Source organism: Tahibacter caeni, from assembly GCF_024609805.1.
Taxonomy (GTDB): Bacteria; Pseudomonadota; Gammaproteobacteria; order Xanthomonadales; family Rhodanobacteraceae; genus Tahibacter; species Tahibacter caeni.
Genome location: NZ_JANFVR010000081.1, coordinates 1 through 16952, shown reverse-complemented (window position 1 = coordinate 16952; position 16952 = coordinate 1). Strand labels below are relative to the sequence as shown.

Here is a 16952-nt window from a genome sequence, read left to right as displayed (position 1 = left end):
GGGCTCGGCGGCCAGCACAGCCAGCCGCGCGAGCAGTTCCTGCGCGCGCGTGCGCAGCGCGCCGCCCGCCGTCTCCAGCGCGGGCGCCCGCACGTCCTGCAGCAGCGCCGCGAATCCGGTCCGCCATGCCTGCAGCGCCGCCGGATTGCGCAGCACGCGCAGCACGTCGAGCGAGAGCACGTTGGTCGTGCCTTCCCAGATCGGCAGCACCTGCGCGTCGCGCAGCAGCTGTGGCAGGCCGCCGTCCTCGATGTAGCCGGCGCCGCCGAGGCATTCGATCGCCTCGGAGCAGACCGCGACCGCGAGCTTGCCGGTCCACAGCTTGGCCAGCGGCGTCAGCAGGCGCAGCAGCGCGGCTTCGGATTCGTCGCCCTTGCCGTGCTGCGCGCGGCCGAGCAGCTCGACCACATGGAAAGTCAGTTGGAACGCCGCCTCGAAATCGGCCTGCAGCGCGGCCAGGGTGGTGCGGTGCAGCGGATGTTCGATCAGCAGCCGGCCGAATGCGCGGCGCCTGAAGGCGTAGTCGCGCGCGAGCGCGATCGCGCGGCGCATCGTCGCGATCGCGCAGACCGCGTTCCAGCTCCGCGTCACGTTGAGCATCGGCGCGATCGTGCGCACGCCGTGGCCGAGACCGGCCACCGGTTCGGCCGGCGTGCCGAGCAGTTCGGTCTCGGCGCTCGGCAGCTCGCGCGTGCCCAGCTTGGGCTTCAGGCGATTGACGACGAGATCGCGCCAGCGGCCTTGCGCGTCGCGCGGCTCCAGATAGAACAGGGTCAGCGCGTCGGCGCCGTCGCCGGCGCCGACCGGCCGCGCGAGCGCCAGTGCCGTATCGGCCTGCACGGCCGAGGTGAACCATTTGCGGCCGTACAGCCGCCACTGTCCGTCGGCGTCGCAGCGCGCCTGCGTCTGGCTGTTGCCGACGTCCGAGCCGCCGGGCGTCTCGGTCATCCATTGGCCCGAGATCCAGAACGTCGCCGGATCGCGGCTCAGGTAGCGCGGCCAGGCGCGCGCGAGCAGCCCGGTATTGCCGGCGGCCTTGAGACAGGTCGCGGCGCCGTCGGTCATGGCGAGTGGACAGGTGAAGAACGCGCTCGCGACGTGGTGCAGGTAGACCAGCGCGAACTGGTGGAGGCGGCCGTGCTCGGCATGGGTGTCTTCGTGGCCGGCCGCGACCAGGCCGTAGCGCGCGGCGATCTCGCGCGATTCGTGCCAGGTCGGCGTCAGCTCGACGCGGTCGATGCGCCGGCCCTGGGAATCCCAGTGGGTCAGCAGCGGTTCTCGCGCGCTGCGTTCGCGTTCGCGCTGCCAGGCCTCGGCCGCGTGCGCGCCGAGCGCGGCGAGCTCCGGCGCGATGGCCGACAGCACGGCCGCCGGCAGCCGCTGGGCGAGCAGGCCGCGCAGCACGCGGTCGTCGTGGAACTGGTTGCCGAGTTCGGCGGCGCTCTGCACGAAAGTCATGCGCGTTACTCCGTTCGCTGTCGAGGCGTGCGCTTGTAGCCGCGCGCGCCCCAGCCGAGCGCGCCGACCAGCACCAGGCACAGCGCGATCTCGGCAAACGCGAAGCCGCGCGCGCGCGGTTCGCCCCAGGCCGCGACGACGCCGTGGCAGAAATAGAACAGCCCGAGTATGCCGACCCAGAGCAGTGCGCGCCCGAGGCTGCGGCGCAGCGCCAGCAGCGGCAGCAAGAGCGGCCCTACGGTCAGTGCCACGGCGAGCAGCGGCGAGCCGCGCAGCGGCGGCGCGAGCCAGCCGTGCCAGAGCAGGTGCAGCAGGACCAGCGCGGCCCAGCAGGTCAGTCCGAGCAGGCGCGGGTTCACTGCTGTGCTCCGAGGCGCCGTGCGATGTCGGCGACGCGGCGGCCCAGGGCGCGGGCGAGATCGCGCTCGGTCTCGCTGATCGGCCGCGCGCCGTCGCTGCCGGCGACATGGCTTGCGCCGTACGGCGTGCCGCCTTCGCGCGTGGCCGACAGGCCGCGCTCGGTGAACGGCAGGCCGACGATGAGCATGCCGTGATGCAGCAGCGGCAATTGCATCGACAGCAGGGTGGATTCCTGGCCGCCGTGCTGGGTGCCGGTCGAGGTGAATGCCGCGGCCGGCTTGCCGACGAGGCTGCCCGAGGCCCATTCGGCGCTGGTGCCGTCGAGGAAGTGCTTCAGCGGCGCGGCCATGTTGCCGAAGCGCGTCGGGCTGCCGAGGATCAGGCCGGCGCAGTCGCGCAGGTCGTCGCGGCTCGCGTACGGCGCCCCCTGTTCGGGCTCGGGCGGTGCCGCGGTCTCGGTGACCGGCGCGACCGGCGGCACCTGGCGCAGGCGCGCGCGCACGCCTTCGACTTCCTCGACGCCGCGCGCGACGTGGCGGGCGAGCTGGGCCGTGGCACCGTGGCGGCTGTAGTAGACGATCAGGATTTCGCTCATCGGCAGTCGTGCAGGGATGGGTCCAGAGCGGCATCGACCGGCCGCGTTGCGGTGCATCGTCGGCGCATGCCGGTACGGGGCGGCGGTTGCGGAGTGTCGTTACAGGTGCCAAACAGGGTGCAGGTTATCATCGCGGCGCCCGGCCCCGCGCCGTCAGGAACCGTCAAGGCATGAGGAAGGAGCCCGAATCGCCGTCCGCCGCCGCCCGTCTCCGGGCGCTGCTGCAGACGCGGATCAGCAGCGACCGCGCCCGCGCGTTCGCGCTGTTCCTCTGGCAGCGCTTCCGCGACGACCGCTGTCCGCAATCGGCCGGCGCGCTCGCCTTCACGACCCTGATCTCGCTGGTGCCGCTGACCGCGGCGATCCTCGGCGTGCTGTCCTCGTTCCCGGTGTTCGCGCGCTGGCAGGCCGACCTGACCAATTTCGTGTTCGACAACTTCGTGCCGGCGGCGGGCCGCACGGTACAGGCCTATCTGACCGAGTTCGCCAACAACGCGAGCCAGGCCACCGCGATCGGCGTCGTCGTGCTGCTGATCAGCGCGGTCTCGCTGATGATGAGCATCGAGGACGCGTTCAATCGTATCTGGCGCGTCGCGACGGCGCGCGCGGCCGCATCGCGCTTCCTGATGTACTGGACCGCGCTGTCGTTCGGGCCGCTGCTGCTCGTCACGGCGCTCGCGCTGAGCTCCTACCTGTTCGCGCTGCCGCTGGTCGCCGGCTACGAGGCCCAGCTCGGCATCAAGTCGCGCGTGCTGAACCTGCTGCCGTTCCTGATCGTCTGGATCTCGCTGATCGGCAGCTATCTCGTGATTCCGAACCGCACGGTGCGCCTGCGCGACGCGGCCATCGGCGCGCTGCTCGCGGCCGTGCTGTTCGAGGCGGCCAAGCGCGGCTTCGCGCTGTACCTGGGCACCCTGACCTCCTACGAGAAGGTCTACGGCGCGCTCGCGGTGATTCCGGTGTTCATGCTCTGGATCTACCTGTCCTGGCTCGTCGTGCTGCTCGGCGCCTCGGTCTGCGCGGCGATCAGCGCGTTCGAATACCGCGGCCAGCACGAATGCCTCGCGCCGGGCCACGAATTCGTCGGCCTGCTGCGCGTGATCAACCATTTCGTCGACGCGCAGCGCGCGGGGCAGGGCCTGCACAGCGACGTCCTGCGCGAACGCGAGCGCTTCCTGACCGACGATCTGCTGCAGCGCTATCTGGCCGACCTGCACACGGCCGGCATGGTCCGGCGCACCGAGTTCGGCGACTGGGTGCTCGTGCGCAGCCTCGATGCGGTCACCCTGTTCGATCTCTACGAATGCGGCCTGTACCGGCTGCCGCTGACCGTCGCGCCGGCCGAGACCGCGCGCTGCCAGCTGCCGTCGGAGCTCGCGCGGCTGATCGGCCGCGTCGCCGGCGACCTGCAGACCGCGCTCGATGTGCGTCTCAGCGAAATTTTCCCCCCGCCGTCCCGGTCTGCGGTGACGGTTTCCGATGTCGCGGAGCATTCATGAAAACCCTGTTCGCCAGCCTCGTCCTCGCGTTCGCCGCCGCAGTGCCCGCCGCCGCCGACGACGACGCGCCCGCCAAGCCCGAGCTCACTATCACGACGCTCGACGGCAAGACCTTCAACCTCGCCGAGCACAAGGGCAACTGGGTGATCCTGAATTTCTGGGCGACCTGGTGCTCGCCGTGCATCAAGGAGCTGCCGGAGCTGTCGCGCTTCGTCACGGCGCACAAGAACGTCCGTGCGATCGGCCTGGCCTACGAAGACACCGAGGTCGCCGAGATCAAGGCGTTCCTCGCCGAGCATCCGGTCAGTTTTCCGATCGCCCAGGTCGACACCTTCGATCCGCCGAAGTCGCTGGAAACCCCCCGCGGCCTGCCGACGACCTATATCGTCGCGCCCGACGGCAGCATCGCGAAGAAGTTCATGGGTCCGATCGACGAGACCATGCTGCGCGATGCGACCGGCATCAAGGACTGAGCATGCCCGCCGCGCGCTTCTTCGTCGCCGGACGCGTGCAGGGCGTGTTCTTTCGCGCCTCGGCGCGGACCGAAGCGCTGCGCCTGGGCCTGGCCGGCTATGCGAGCAACCTCGCCGACGGCCGCGTCGAGGTCTATGCCGAAGGCGACGCCGCCGCGATCGAGATGCTTGCGCAGTGGCTGCAGCGCGGACCGCTGCTCGCGCGCGTCAGCGAGGTGCGCCGCGAGGCAGCCGGCGCCGAAGGCCGTGACGGGTTCGTGACCGGCTAGCGCCGGGTTCGCCGGCGACCTGCGCGGTCGTCGGCGCGGTCACCAGTAGCTTTCGACCCAGCGCGACGCGTCGGCGACGTGTTCCCGGCCGGGCTTGCCCTTGAGCTTCGGCAGCTTCAGCGGTTTGTCGGGCACCTTGCGGTCGGGCAGCCAGTCGACCAGGTGACGGATCAGGTTCAGCCGGCCGCGGCGCTGGTCGTTGAAATCGACGAGGAACCACGGCGCTTCCGGCGTGTGCGTCACGGCGATCATCGCGTCGCGGGCCTTGCCGTACTCGGCGTATTTCTCGCGCGCGGCGACGTCGATCGGCGAGATCTTCCAGCGCTTGAGCGGATCGGATGCGCGCTCGGCGAAGCGTTCCTCCTGCTGCGCCTGGTCCACGGTCAGCCAGTATTTGACGAGCAGGGTGCCGGCATCGGTCAGCAGGCGCTCGAAGCGCGGGCATTGTTCGAGGAAGTGGCGGTATTCGGCGTCGCTGCAGAAGCCCATGACCTTCTCGACGCCGGCGCGGTTGTACCAGCTGCGGTCGAACAGCGCGATCTCGCCGGCGCCGGGCAGGTGCGCCGCGTAGCGCTGGAAATACCACTGGCCGCGTTCCTGTTCGCTGGGCTTGGACAGCGCGACGATGCGGTAGCCGCGCGTGTTCAGCTGCTGCGTGATCGCCTTGATGACGCCGCCCTTGCCGGCCGCGTCGCGTCCTTCGAACACCACGACCAGGCGCTTGCCCTGTTCCATGATCCAGCGCTGCGCGTCGATGAGCTCGCGCTGCAGCGGTTCGAGTGCGGCTTCGTAGTCCTTGCGCTTGATGTCGCCCATGGTGCGGCTCCCGGACGTGGCAGGCGGATGGGGTTCGGCGGACGCGGTGCGGGTCACTCGCGCAGCCGCGGCATGAGTCCGGCGAGGTTGCAGGGCTTCGTGCGCGCGTCGAGCTGGGCGCGGATCAGTTTTTCCCAGGCCGTGCGGCAGGCCGAGGTCGAGCCCGGCAGGCAGAACACGAAGGAGTTGTTGGACAGGCCGGCGAACGCGCGCGACTGCATCGTCGAGGTGCCTATCTCGGCATAGCTGACTGCGCGGAAGGTTTCGCCGAAGCCCGGCATGATCTTGTCGAGCAGCGGCTCCACGGCTTCCGGCGTCGTGTCGCGGCCGGTGAAGCCGGTGCCGCCGGTGATCAGCACGCCGTGCACGCGCTCGTCGGCGATCCAGTTCGCGACGATCGCGCGGATGCGGTACTTGTCGTCCTTGGCCAGCACGCGTTCGTGCAGCACGTGGCCGGCTTCGGCCAGCGCGGCGGCGAGGTAGTCGCCGGAGGTGTCGTCGGCTGCGGTGCGCGTATCGGACACCGTCAGCACGCAGAGCGTGAGCGGTCGGAAGTCGGTATGTGCGGGCATGAGGTGACGCTAACTCACCTCACGCGTTCTGCCAACCGGTTGCGAGTACGGCGCGACGGTATTCGGGCCGTCGTCGCGTCCGGCACAGCATTCCGCAAAGCACGCGAGTTTGCCATCGACGACTCTCCAGCCTACCGGTCGAGTTCCGGGAGGCACGGCGTCGCGCGGAACGAAGGAGACCTTCCCGTCGACTTCCAGGGAGACCTCGTCCTCGGGTAGCGCAACGATCGATCCTGTCTTCGTATGCTTGTGCGGAAAAGAAACGCCGAGGCCATATTCGCCGAGTACTTTCGCGGCGGCGGCGATGCGTTCCGCATCCTTGGGGTCGAGCCCTGCAATGTTCAATGCGTCAAGAGGTTTCATCGTCGAGATACACCTTCTGCCGTAGGGTGTTGTTTGCCGAATCGGTGAGCTGGAGATGGATTTCGGACACGCGCCGTTCGAGATAGACCACGAAAAGACCGAAGCCAATGGGGTCGTAGAACAAGGGAATGCGATCGGCGTCGGCGATGCCGATGATGGTCATACCGTCGCGCGACGGGAAATTGAAGCCGTTGTCGCGGATCGTCAGCAGCACGAATCGAGGATCGCGACGCGTGGAACGGGCGCTGATGACGGTAGGCACGTCGTCGACGGCCGAGTGATGGAAGTTCGGTTCCACACGGCGCCGGGAAAGCCGCTCTCCGGCGGCGTTATTGATCTGGAAACGAACGAGATTGCGAAGGGCGTCTATGGTCGAAACGGCGGCTTCTTCCGCTTTCGAGCGCCGCATGAAGTAGATCTGCGAAACCGTCAGGCTCAGCAACGCGCCGACGATAGCCGAATTTCCGCCCGCGAGCGCGATGGCGATGGGCAGCGCTGCCACCAGAAGGGCCAGGTAATGGATCTCGCGCATGCTGGGAGACCGCTTGGTGAATGAAACAGGTGCCGTGGCGCTGCGTCACGTCGCGGGAAAGTGTACGGGACCTGCGGCTCACCGCAAGAGGAGAGCAGGAATTTGCCGAACTGTAGACGCGGCGCCCCCGTGGACGGTCCCGGTGTACCACATCGCTCCGTCCCGGGCGCGTGCGGGCGGTCAGCGCCAGCTTCCGGTAACTGGGCCCGGGACTATTGGGCGATGCCGGTCGCATCACTCCGACGTATCGGCGCCGGACGGCTGCTGGCTCGACGCCGGGATCCGTCGTCGGACTACTGCGCCGCTTGCAGCTTCGCCGCCTTGCGCGCCGCCCTGCGCTCGCGCCGCCGCTGGGCGCGGCGTTCCAGCAGCAGGTAGATGGCCGGCGTGGTCAGCAGGGTCAGGGTCTGCGAGATCAGCAGCCCGCCTATCATCGCGATGCCGAGCGGCCGGCGCATCTCCGCGCCGGCGCCGAAGCCGATGGCCAGCGGCAGCGCGCTGAAGATCGCGACGAGCGAGGTCATCATGATCGGCCGGAAGCGCACGAGGCAGGCCTCGCGTATCGCCTCGAGCGGGCCCAGGCCCTGCTCGCGTTCGGCGACGAGCGCGAAGTCGATCATCATGATCGCGTTCTTCTTGGCGATGCCGATCAGCAGCACGATCGCGATGATCGAGACGATGGACAGTTCAGTGTTCGTCACGAGCAGCGCGAGCACGGCGCCGACGCCGGCCGAGGGCAAGGTGGACAGGATCGTCAGCGGGTGGATCAGGTTCTCATAGAGCATGCCGAGGATCAGATAGACGGCGAGGATCGCGGCCAGGAACAGCAGCGGCGTGTCGCTCTGCTGCTGCTGGAAACGGCGGAAGTCGCCGCCGAATTCACCGGCGATGTCGCCGGGCATGCGCAGGTTCTTCATGGTCTGCTCGACGAGCCTGCCGGCTTCGCTCATCGGTACGTCGGGGGCGAGGCCGAACGACACGTCCATGACCGCGAACTGCGCGCGGTGCTGGATCGAGGTCGGCGCGATGCCGTCGCGCATGCGCGTCAGCGCCGTCATCGGCACCATCGCGCCGCTGCCGGACTGCACGTAGAGCCGTTCGAGCGAGCCCGGCGTCGCCGCCTGGCCCGGGTCGGCCGTGACCACGACCTTGTACTGGTTGATGTCGGAATAGATCGTCGAGACCTGGCGCTGGCCGAATGCGTCGTAGAGCGCGCTGTTGATCGCGGCGATGCTGACGCCGAGGCGTGCGGCCGTGTCGCGGTCGATCTCGAGGTTCTGGCGCAGGCCGGCGCCCTGCAGGTCGGAGCCGACGTCGCGCAGTTGCGGCAGCTTCTTCAGCGCGTCGACGAGCTTCGGCGTCCATTCCTGCAACTGTGCGAGGTCGCTGCCGCGCAGCGAGTAATTGTACTGCGCGCCGCCGCCGCCCCCGCCGGCTCCGCCGCCGCCGCCGATGTCCTGCACGGGACGCAGGCGCAGGCGTATGCCGGGCACCTGCCCGGCCTTCGCCGCGAGCCGGTTCATGACGACGAACGTGGAGACGTCGCGGCCTTCGCCGAGCGGCTTTAGGTTGATGAACAGCGAGCCCGAACCGCCGCCGCCGCCGAAGCGGCCGCCGCCTACGCGCGCGCCGACGCTCTCGACGGCCGGGTCGGCGCGCACGATGTCGGCGATGCGCTGCTGGCGCTCGACGAGCACCTCGAACGACACGTCCGAGCCCGCGTCGGTGGAGCCCTGCAGCTGGCCGGTGTCCTGCTGCGGGAAGAAACCCTTCGGCACGAGGATCATGAGCCAGACCGTCAGGCCGAGCAGCAGCGCCGGCAGGCTCGCCATCAGGCGCGGCCAGGCCAGCGCCCAGTCGAGCGCGCGGCGGTAGACCGCGACGCTCCAGGCGTGCATCGCGTCGACGCGGCGTTCGAGCGCGCCCGGCGGCTTGTCGCCGTGCGGCGTCATGAACTGCGCGCACAGCGACGGCGTGACGGTCAGCGAGACCAGCGCCGAGATCGCGATCGCCGCGGCCAGGGTGATCGCGAATTCGCGGAACAGCAGGCCGAGGAAACCGCCCATGAAGAACAGCGGAATGAACACCGCGAGCAGCGACAGGGTGATCGAGACGATCGTGAAGCCGATCTCGCGCGCGCCGAGCAGGGTCGCTTCGAGCCGCGGCATGCCTTTCTCGAGGTGCCGCGCGATGTTCTCGATGACGACGATCGCGTCGTCGACGACGAAGCCGATCGCGATGACCAGCGCCATCAGCGACAGATTGTTCAAGGTGAAGCCGAGCACGTACATGACCGCGAACGCACCGGCCAGCGACAACGGAACGGCGAGACCGGCGATCAGGGTCGGCGCGAGCCGGCGCAGGAACAGCAGCATCGTGAGGATCACGAGGCCGAGGCTGATCAGCAGCGAGACCTGCACTTCCATCACCGACGCGCGGATCGTCGGCGTCCGGTCGAGGAACGGCGTGAGCTGCGCGTCGCTCGGCAGCCAGGCGCGCAGCTCCGGCAGCAGCGCCTTGACCGAATCCACGGTCGCGATGACGTTCGCGTCGGCCTGCTTGCGCACGAACAGCAGGATCGCGCGCCGGCCGTCGAACCAGGCCGCCTGGTAACGGTCCTCCTGGCCCTGGCTGACCTTGGCCACGTCGCGCAGGAAGACCGGGCTGCCGTTGCGGCTCGCGATGATCAGGTCGGCGAATTCCTCGGGCTTGCTCAGCGAGTTGTTCGAGGCGATGGCCATGGTCGTGCGGCCGTCGCTGAGGAATCCCTGCGCCGTCGTCACGTTGGCCGCGACGAGCGCGTTGCGCACGTCGGTCGTGGAAATGCCGCGCGCGTTCAGCGAACGCAGGTTGAGGTCGACGCGGATCGCCGGCGTCGCGCCGCCGGCGATGTCGACGTCGGCGACGCCGGGCAGCTGGCGCAGCCGTTGGGCGACCAGCGAGTCGGCATAGTTGAACAGCTCGCCGAGCGGCCGCGTCGGCGAGGTCAGTGCGAGGATGATGACCGGCGCATTGTTCGGATTCGCCTTGCGGTAGGTCGGCGCCGTGCGCAGGCCCGACGGCAGGTCCGGCGCGGCCGCGTTGATCGCGGCCTGCACGTCGCGCGCGGCGCTGTCGAGGTTGCGCCCGGCTTCGAAGATGATGTTGACCGAGGCGCTGCCTTCGCTGCTGTTGGAGCTCATCTCGTCGATGCCGGCTATCTGGCCGAGATGGCGTTCCAGCGGCGCGGCGACGGTCGTGGCCATCGTGCCGGCGTCGGCACCGGGCTGGCTCGCACTGACGAAGATCGCCGGAAACTCCACGTTCGGCAGCGGCGCGACGCCGAGCAGGGTGTAGCAGATCATGCCGGCGACGAACAGGCCGGCCGCGAGCAGCGACGTGCCGATGGGGCGCCGGATGAACGGCGTCGACAGGCTCATGGCGCGGCCGCGGCCGTCGCCGCACCGGCGCGCGCGCGGCGGTGCGCGAGCCAGTCGTTGACGCGTTCGAGATACAGATAGATCACCGGCGTCGTGTACAGCGTGATCAGCTGCGACAACAGAAGCCCGCCGACGATGGACACGCCGAGCGGCCGGCGCAGCTCCGCGCCGATGCCGTTGCCGAGCGCGAGCGGCAGCGCGCCGAGCAGCGCCGCGGCCGTGGTCATCATGATCGGGCGGAAGCGCAGCAGGCAGGCGCGGTGGATCGCGTCGCGCGCGCGCAGGCCGTCGCGCTGCGCCTCGATCGCGAAGTCGATCATCATGATCGCGTTCTTCTTGACGATGCCGATCAGCAGGATGATGCCGACGATGCCGTCGATCGACAGGCTCATGCCGCAGAGATACAGCGCGAGCAGCGCGCCGACGCCGGCCGGCGGCAGGGTGGAGAGAATGGTCAGCGGATGGATGTAGCTCTCGTAGAGCACGCCGAGCACGATGTAGATGACGACGACCGCGGCGAGGATCAGCAGCAGTTCGTTGGCCTGCGAGGCGGAGAACTCGGCGGCCTTGCCGACGAAGCTGCCGCGCACCGAGGCCGGCAGGTTCATCTCGCGCTCTACCGCATGGATCGCTTCGACCGCCTCCGACAGCGAATAGCCGCCGGCCGTGTTGAAGCCTATCGTCACGGCCGGCAGCTGGTCCTGGTGGGCGATGACGAGCGGCGCGTTCGTGACCGTCGCGTGCGCGACGCTCGACAGCGGCACTGTGCCGGCACCCGTGCCGCTGCCGGTGACGTTGCCGGCGGCCGAGCCCGACACCGCGCCGCTGCCGCTCGCGCGCACGGCGAGCTTGTCGAGCAGGTCGCTGCTGCTGCGGAACTGCGGCGCGACTTCGAGCACGACGCGGTACTGATTGAGCTCGGTGAAGATCGTCGAGACCTGGCGCTGGCCGAACGCGCTGTACAAGGTGTCGTCGATGCTCTGTATCGCGACGCCGAGGCGGCTGGCCTGCTCGCGGTCGATGCGCAGCAGCAGCTGCAGGCCCTTGGCCGCGAGATTGTTGTCGACGTCGGCGAGTTCGGGCCGGTTGCGCAGCGCCGCGGTCATGCGTGCGGCGGCGTCGCCGAGCTCCCGGGAATCGACGTCGGTCAGGGTGTACTGGTATTCGGTCGCGCCGACGCGGCTGTCCAGCGCGACGTCCTGCACGGGCTTCAGGTACAGCGCGATCGCAGGGATCTGCGCCGTCGCCTGCTGCAAGGCCGGCAGCACCGCGTCGAGGCCGCGGCGCTCGTCGCGCGGCTTCAGCACGATGCTGAGCTGGCCCTGGTTCAAGGTCGGGTTGATCGCGCCGGCGCCGACGAACGCGGCCACGCCGGCCACGTCGGGGACGCCGCGCAGCGCCGCGGCGACCTGTTCCACGCGCGCCTGCATCAGCGGGAACGCGATGTTCTCGTCGGCCTCGACGACGGCGGTCACGAGGCCGGTGTCCTGCTCGGGCAGCAGGCCCTTCGGGATCATCACGTAGAGCAGCGCGGTCAGCGCGACCGATGCGGTCGCCACGGCCATGGTCAGGCGCGGGTGGTCGAGCACCCAGAGCAGGCTGCGGTCGTAGGCGTCGATGACGCGGCCGTAGAAGCCGCTGCGGTTCGCGTGGTCCTCGGCCTCGCCGCGGATCTCGCCGGGCTTGAGCAGGTACGCGCACATCATCGGCGTCAGGGTCAGCGACACCAGCGCCGACAGTGCGACCGCGATCGCGAGCACCCAGGCGAATTCGTGGAACAGGCGCCCGGTCACGCCGGGCATCAGCAGCAGCGGCAGGAACACGGCGATCAGCGAGACCGTCAGCGAAATCACGGTGAACGCGATTTCCTTCGCACCGACCTCGGCCGCCGTGCGTCCGTCGCGGCCCTTCTCGAGATAGCGCACGATGTTCTCGATCATGACGATCGCGTCGTCGACGACGAAGCCGGTCGCGACGGTCAGCGCCATCAGCGACAGGTTGTCGAGCGAGAAGCCGGCGAAGCTCATGACCGCGAACGTGCCGAGCAGGGACAGCGGCACGGCGACACCCGGGATCACCGTGGCCCAGAGCCGGCGCAGGAACACGAAGATCACCGCGACGACGAGGATCACGGTCAGGATCAGGGTGAACTGCACGTCGTGCACCGACGCGCGGATGGTCACGGTGCGGTCGGCGAACACGGCCAGATCGACGCCGGCCGGCAGCACCGCGCGCAGATGCGGCAGGATCGCCTGCACCTGTTCCACCGTGCTGACGATGTTCGCGCCGGGCTGGCGGCGTATGTCCAGCAGCACGGCCGGCTTGCCGTTGGCCCAGGCCGAGACCTGATCGTTCTCGACGCCGTCGATGACCTTCGCCACGTCCTTCAGGCGTATCGCCGCGCCGTTGCGCCAGCTGATGATGGCCTCGCGGTAGGCGGCCGCGTCGCGCAGCTGGTCGTTCGTGCCGATGCTGAAGGACTGCACGTCGCCGTTGAGCGATCCCTTCGGCGCATTGACGTTGAGCTGGGTCAGCGCGCTGCGCACGTCTTCGAGGGTCAGGCCGAGATTGGCCAGCTGGCCCGGATTGACCTGCACGCGCACGGCCGGACGCACGTTGCCGGCGATGCTGACCAGGCCCACGCCGCTGACCTGCGACAGTTTCTGCGCGAGGATGCTGTCGGCGTAGTTGTTGACGTCGCGCAGCGGCAGGGTCTGCGAGGACAGCATCAGGGTCAGTATCGGCGCATCGGCCGGATTGACCTTGTTGTACACCGGCGGGTACGGCAGGCCCGTCGGCAAGGTGCCGCGCGCCGCGTTGATCGCGGCCTGCACGTCCTGTGCGGCCGCGTCGATGTCGCGGTCGACCTGGAACTGCAGGTTGATCGTCGACAGCCCGGCCGAGCTGTCGGAGGTCATCAGGGTCAGTCCCGAGATCTGGCCGAACTGCCGCTCCAGCGGCGTCGTCACGAGCGCGGCGATCGTGCTCGGGCTCGCGCCCGGGTAATAGGTCGTGACTTGCAGGTTCGGCGCGTCGATGTCGGGCAGCGCCGACACCGGCAGCTGGCGGTAGCCGAGCAGCCCGAGCAGCACCAGCGCGAGCATCAGCAGCGAGGTCGCGACGGGGCGGCGGATGAAGATCGAGGAAAAGGACATGGGTTATCCGTAACGCGGGTCGCGGGTTCCGGGCGTTTCCGGGGCGGTCGATGCGCAGCCAGGGCACCGGCGCTTCGTTCCGGCCGCGGTCAGGCCTCGGAGCGTGTTCAAGCCCTCTCGCCCGACGGCGGTCGGGCGAGAGGGAGCGAGTCGGCCCCGTCTTTCGACGAACGTCGAGAAACGAGGGCTCGGGCAAGGATGAGCCGCCGGAACCGGCATCGCCGCAGTCCTCAGCCGCCGCGCCGCCGGCGCGGCGGCTCAGCGGATTTGGCCGGATCGCCGGACTTCGCGTCGCCGGCCGGTGCCGGCGGCGGGGTTTCGCCCGGGGTCAGCGCGAGCACCCTGGAGCCGGGTTTGAGGCGGAACTGGCCTTCGCTGACGACACGATCGCCGGCCTTGAGGCCTTCGAGCACGACGGTCTTGCCGCCGGGCGCCTCGGTGCCGGGCTTTACCGGCTGCAGTGCGACACTCGAGTCCTCCTTGACCAGGTAGACGTAGCTGCCGTCGGGGCCGCGCTGCACGGCCTGGGTCGGCACGGTCACGGCGTTGGCGATCTCGCCGACTTCGAGGCGCACGTTGACGAACTGGCCCGGCCACAGGGTGTTGCCGTCGTTGGCGAATTCCGCCTTGAGCTTGAACGTGCCGGTGGTCGAGTCGATCTGGTTGTCGATGACGCTGAGCATGCCTTCGGCGACCTCGCGGTTGTCGCCGCGGTCGCGCGCGCTGACCTTCAGCGCCGGGCCGGCGGCGCGCACGCGTTCGAGCTGCTGCTCCGGCAGGGTGAACAGCACGTTGATCGGATGGACCTGGGTCAGCACGACGATGGCGTCGGTCTGGCTGCCCTGCACGAGATTGCCGACGTCGACCTGGCGTATGCCGGCGAGGCCGGCGATGGGCGCCTTGATGACGGTATAGCCGAGCTGCACGCGCGCATTGGCGACGGCGGCTTCGTCGGCGGCGACCGTGGCTTCGAGCTGGCGCACGGTATGGCGCTGGTTCTCCAGGTCCTGCGCCGCGACGAAGTTCTTCTGGATCAGTTCCTCGTAGCGCTTGAGCGTCGAGCGCGCGCCGGCGAGCAGCGCCTCGTCCTGCTTCTTCTTGGCTGCGGCCTGGTCGAGCTGGGTCTGGTAGCTGCGCGCGTCGATGCGCGCGATGACCTCGTCCTTGGCGATTTCCTGGCCTTCCTTGAACAGGATGGCCTCGATCTGGCCGCCGACCTGGGGCCGCACGCTGACCGTGTTGAGCGCCTGTACCGTGCCGAGCGCATCGAGGTTCAGCACGACGTTCTCGCTGGCCGCGGCGACCGCGGTGACCGGGATGGGCGTGTCGGCGTCGCTGCCGCCGAAGCGGCGCGGCGAGCTCGCGCTGTTGCTGAAGGTGCGATAGCCGATGAGGCCGGCCAGGGCGACCGCGATGACGACGACGATGAGCTTGCCACGCGACATGCTGCTTCCTTGATGAGTGCGTTGCGGAGCGTCTGGACGAACCTGCCCCGGCCGCTCAACGGCCCAGGGCCTGCGGCGTTGACAGGAATCGGGGGAGATTTTTCGCGGCGGCAGCGCCGCGGCGGCAGCGACCGTATCCGGATGCACCGCGGCCCGGAACGGTCGCAGGGCTCACGGGCCGCTCCGTTCGCGCACCGGGTGCTTGGCCAGCTTGCGCTGCAGGGTGCGCCGGTGCAGGCCGAGCCGCCGCGCCGCTTCGGAAATGTTCCCCTCGCTCTCGACCAGCACGCGCTGGATATGTTCCCACTCGAGCCGGCGCAGCGGCGGCGCGTGCTCGGCGCCGGCCGTGACGGCCTCGCCGGCGTCGCCGTCGTCGTCGCGCAAGGCGCGCACGATCGCGTCGGCATCGACAGGCTTGGCCAGGTAGTCGTGGGCGCCGCGCTTGATCGCCTCGACGGCGGTCGCGATCGAGGCATAGCCGGTCAGCAGCAGGATGCGCAGCTGCGGCGCGACTGCGAGCAGCTGCGGAATCAGCGAAAGGCCGTTGTCGGCGCCGAGTTTGAGATCGAGCACGGCATAGCGCGGATGCTCGCGCCGCGTGAGCGTGAGCGCACCGGCCGCGTCGTGGGCGACGGCGACCGTGAAGCCGCGCGACGACAGCGCACGGCTGAGCACGCGCGTGAACACTTCGTCGTCGTCGATCAGGAGCAGGGTTCCCGTCTGCTGCATGGTCAGGTTCCTGGGGGAGTAAGCGTCGGATGTGCTTTTCCGGGGGAATCCCGGTCGAGTCAAGTGGCCGGCGGATGCGCGTTCCGCCGCGGTTCGGCGGGGTCCGCAATCCGGCCGCGCGGCCGGCCGGCTGTCCCGGCCGCGACAGCCGCCGGCATGCTGCCAAATCCGGCGGACTCGGCGTTAGGGTTTTCGCCGCCGCTTCCCGTACTAGGGTCCCGACCGGCGTTCGCCGGGCTTCCCGGAGACCGCTCGATGAACCCGTTCCGTTTCCGCCGACTCGTCGCCGCGGCGCTGGCCTGCGCCGCCTTCGCCGCCGCCGCCGCTCCCGACAGCGGCGACCGCTACCGCGTCACGATGACCATGCGCATGGCTGGCATGTCGATGCCGGGCACGACGACCGAGGTCTGCACCGCGCGCGCGCAGGCGGTCAGCGAACAGGCGATCCCGAAAGACAAGAACTGCGAGGTGCAGAATTTCCGCATCCAGGGCAGCAAGGCTTCGTACCACATCGTCTGCACCGGCAAGAACGCGATGACCGGCGACGGCGAGATGGAGACCCTGGCCGACGGCTACCGCGGCAGCGTCAAGGCGCAGGTCGAGGGCCAGCAGATGACGATGAGCTACGAAGGCAAGCGCATCGGCAGCTGCGACTACGCGACCGAGTCGCCCGAGGCCCAGGGCCGTGCGATCACGGCGCAGGTCTGCGAGGCGCAGCTCGAATCGATCGTGTCGCATACGATGTACATCGGTCCCAAGGCCGCCTGCCCGGCCTACAAGGCGAAATTCTGCGCCAACGTGAACCGTGCGACGGCGCAGGCCGGCGATCCGGCCCATTTCGCCGAGACCGACCGCACCTACGGCGCCGCGGTCTGGCAGGCCGTCGAAGGCTGCGGCGGTTCGCGTGCGGCGGTACTGGCCAAGGCCTGCGGCCGTGCCGAGGCCGGCGGCGAGCTCGATTTCGTCGGCGACTACTGCCCCGACCTGGTGCCGCGCCACTGCGCCGACGCCGACCCGAACCGCAATGGCCGCTTCCTCGTGCAGCATTGCGCCGACCGCGCGCGCGGGCTCGCCGCGCAGCACTGCGAAGGCCGCGGCTACACCGCGATGCAGTCCTCGCCGTACCGCGGGTTCTGCAACAGCTACGCCGCCGAGCGCCTGAACGCGCGCAACGCCGGCGCGCAGGCCGCGCCGGCGCACGATGCCGCCGCCCCCGCGCCCGCCGAGGACGCGGCGCCGGCCAAGAAGCCGTCGCTCCGCGACCGTT

General features: G+C 69.6%; 15 protein-coding genes. 4 read left to right on the top strand and 11 right to left on the bottom strand.

Annotated elements, in window-relative coordinates; genetic code table 11:
- The 3 genes from NON22_RS09560 to wrbA form a co-directional block, all read right to left on the bottom strand.
- Nucleotides 1–1458: acyl-CoA dehydrogenase family protein (locus NON22_RS09560; RefSeq protein WP_257386706.1), on the bottom strand; the 1458-nt coding region annotated here is incomplete at its 3' end.
- Nucleotides 1459–1463: 5 nt separating this feature from the next.
- Complete coding sequence (locus NON22_RS09555; RefSeq protein ID WP_257386705.1) at nucleotides 1464–1817, bottom strand: DUF2069 domain-containing protein; 354 nt, start codon at nucleotides 1815–1817, stop codon at nucleotides 1464–1466.
- On the bottom strand, nucleotides 1814–2413 hold the full coding sequence (gene wrbA, locus NON22_RS09550; protein WP_257386704.1) for an NAD(P)H:quinone oxidoreductase: 600 nt from the start codon (nucleotides 2411–2413) through the stop codon (nucleotides 1814–1816). The genes NON22_RS09555 and wrbA overlap by 4 nt, the downstream gene beginning before the upstream one ends.
- 170 nt (nucleotides 2414–2583) lie before the next feature.
- Here wrbA and NON22_RS09545 point away from each other — a divergent pair, with 170 nt between their 5' ends.
- The 3 genes from NON22_RS09545 to NON22_RS09535 are packed head-to-tail and all read left to right on the top strand — an operon-like array spanning nucleotide 2584 to nucleotide 4654.
- On the top strand, nucleotides 2584–3912 hold the full coding sequence (locus NON22_RS09545) for a YihY family inner membrane protein (RefSeq protein ID WP_257386703.1): 1329 nt from the start codon (nucleotides 2584–2586) through the stop codon (nucleotides 3910–3912).
- Nucleotides 3909–4385: a TlpA family protein disulfide reductase gene (locus tag NON22_RS09540; RefSeq protein ID WP_257386702.1), complete on the top strand. Its 477-nt coding sequence runs from the start codon at nucleotides 3909–3911 to the stop codon at nucleotides 4383–4385. Before NON22_RS09545 ends, NON22_RS09540 begins: the two co-directional genes overlap by 4 nt.
- A gap of 2 nt (nucleotides 4386–4387) precedes the next feature.
- On the top strand, nucleotides 4388–4654 hold the full coding sequence (locus NON22_RS09535) for an acylphosphatase (protein ID WP_257386701.1): 267 nt from the start codon (nucleotides 4388–4390) through the stop codon (nucleotides 4652–4654).
- 39 nt (nucleotides 4655–4693) lie between these two features.
- Here the strand turns inward: NON22_RS09535 and ppk2 are convergent, their stop codons facing one another.
- The 8 genes from ppk2 to NON22_RS09495 form a co-directional block, all read right to left on the bottom strand.
- Nucleotides 4694–5470, bottom strand: a complete 777-nt coding sequence (gene ppk2, locus NON22_RS09530) for a polyphosphate kinase 2 (protein WP_257386700.1) — start codon at nucleotides 5468–5470, stop codon at nucleotides 4694–4696.
- A gap of 53 nt (nucleotides 5471–5523) precedes the next feature.
- A complete protein-coding gene (moaB, locus tag NON22_RS09525; RefSeq protein WP_257386699.1) occupies nucleotides 5524–6042 on the bottom strand; it encodes a molybdenum cofactor biosynthesis protein B in 519 nt (172 codons plus the stop codon).
- Between the two features lie 9 nt (nucleotides 6043–6051).
- A complete protein-coding gene (locus NON22_RS09520; protein ID WP_257386698.1) occupies nucleotides 6052–6405 on the bottom strand; it encodes a hypothetical protein in 354 nt (117 codons plus the stop codon).
- Nucleotides 6392–6937, bottom strand: coding sequence for a hypothetical protein (locus tag NON22_RS09515; protein WP_257386697.1), 546 nt, complete (start codon nucleotides 6935–6937; stop codon nucleotides 6392–6394). Before NON22_RS09515 ends, NON22_RS09520 begins: the two co-directional genes overlap by 14 nt.
- Before the next feature lie 293 nt (nucleotides 6938–7230).
- Nucleotides 7231–10356, bottom strand: a complete 3126-nt coding sequence (locus NON22_RS09510; protein WP_257386696.1) for an efflux RND transporter permease subunit — start codon at nucleotides 10354–10356, stop codon at nucleotides 7231–7233.
- The gene (locus NON22_RS09505) at nucleotides 10353–13511 is read right to left on the bottom strand and encodes an efflux RND transporter permease subunit (protein ID WP_257386695.1); all 3159 of its coding nucleotides are present in this window, start codon (nucleotides 13509–13511) and stop codon (nucleotides 10353–10355) included. Before NON22_RS09505 ends, NON22_RS09510 begins: the two co-directional genes overlap by 4 nt.
- Before the next feature lie 230 nt (nucleotides 13512–13741).
- The gene (locus NON22_RS09500; protein WP_257386694.1) at nucleotides 13742–14956 is read right to left on the bottom strand and encodes an efflux RND transporter periplasmic adaptor subunit; all 1215 of its coding nucleotides are present in this window, start codon (nucleotides 14954–14956) and stop codon (nucleotides 13742–13744) included.
- Nucleotides 14957–15127: 171 nt separating this feature from the next.
- Complete coding sequence (locus tag NON22_RS09495) at nucleotides 15128–15685, bottom strand: response regulator transcription factor (RefSeq protein ID WP_257386693.1); 558 nt, start codon at nucleotides 15683–15685, stop codon at nucleotides 15128–15130.
- Nucleotides 15686–15940: 255 nt separating this feature from the next.
- On the opposite strand from NON22_RS09495, the gene NON22_RS09490 reads away from it, so the two are divergent.
- Nucleotides 15941–16952: DUF3617 domain-containing protein (locus NON22_RS09490; RefSeq protein ID WP_257386692.1), on the top strand; the 1012-nt coding region annotated here is incomplete at its 3' end.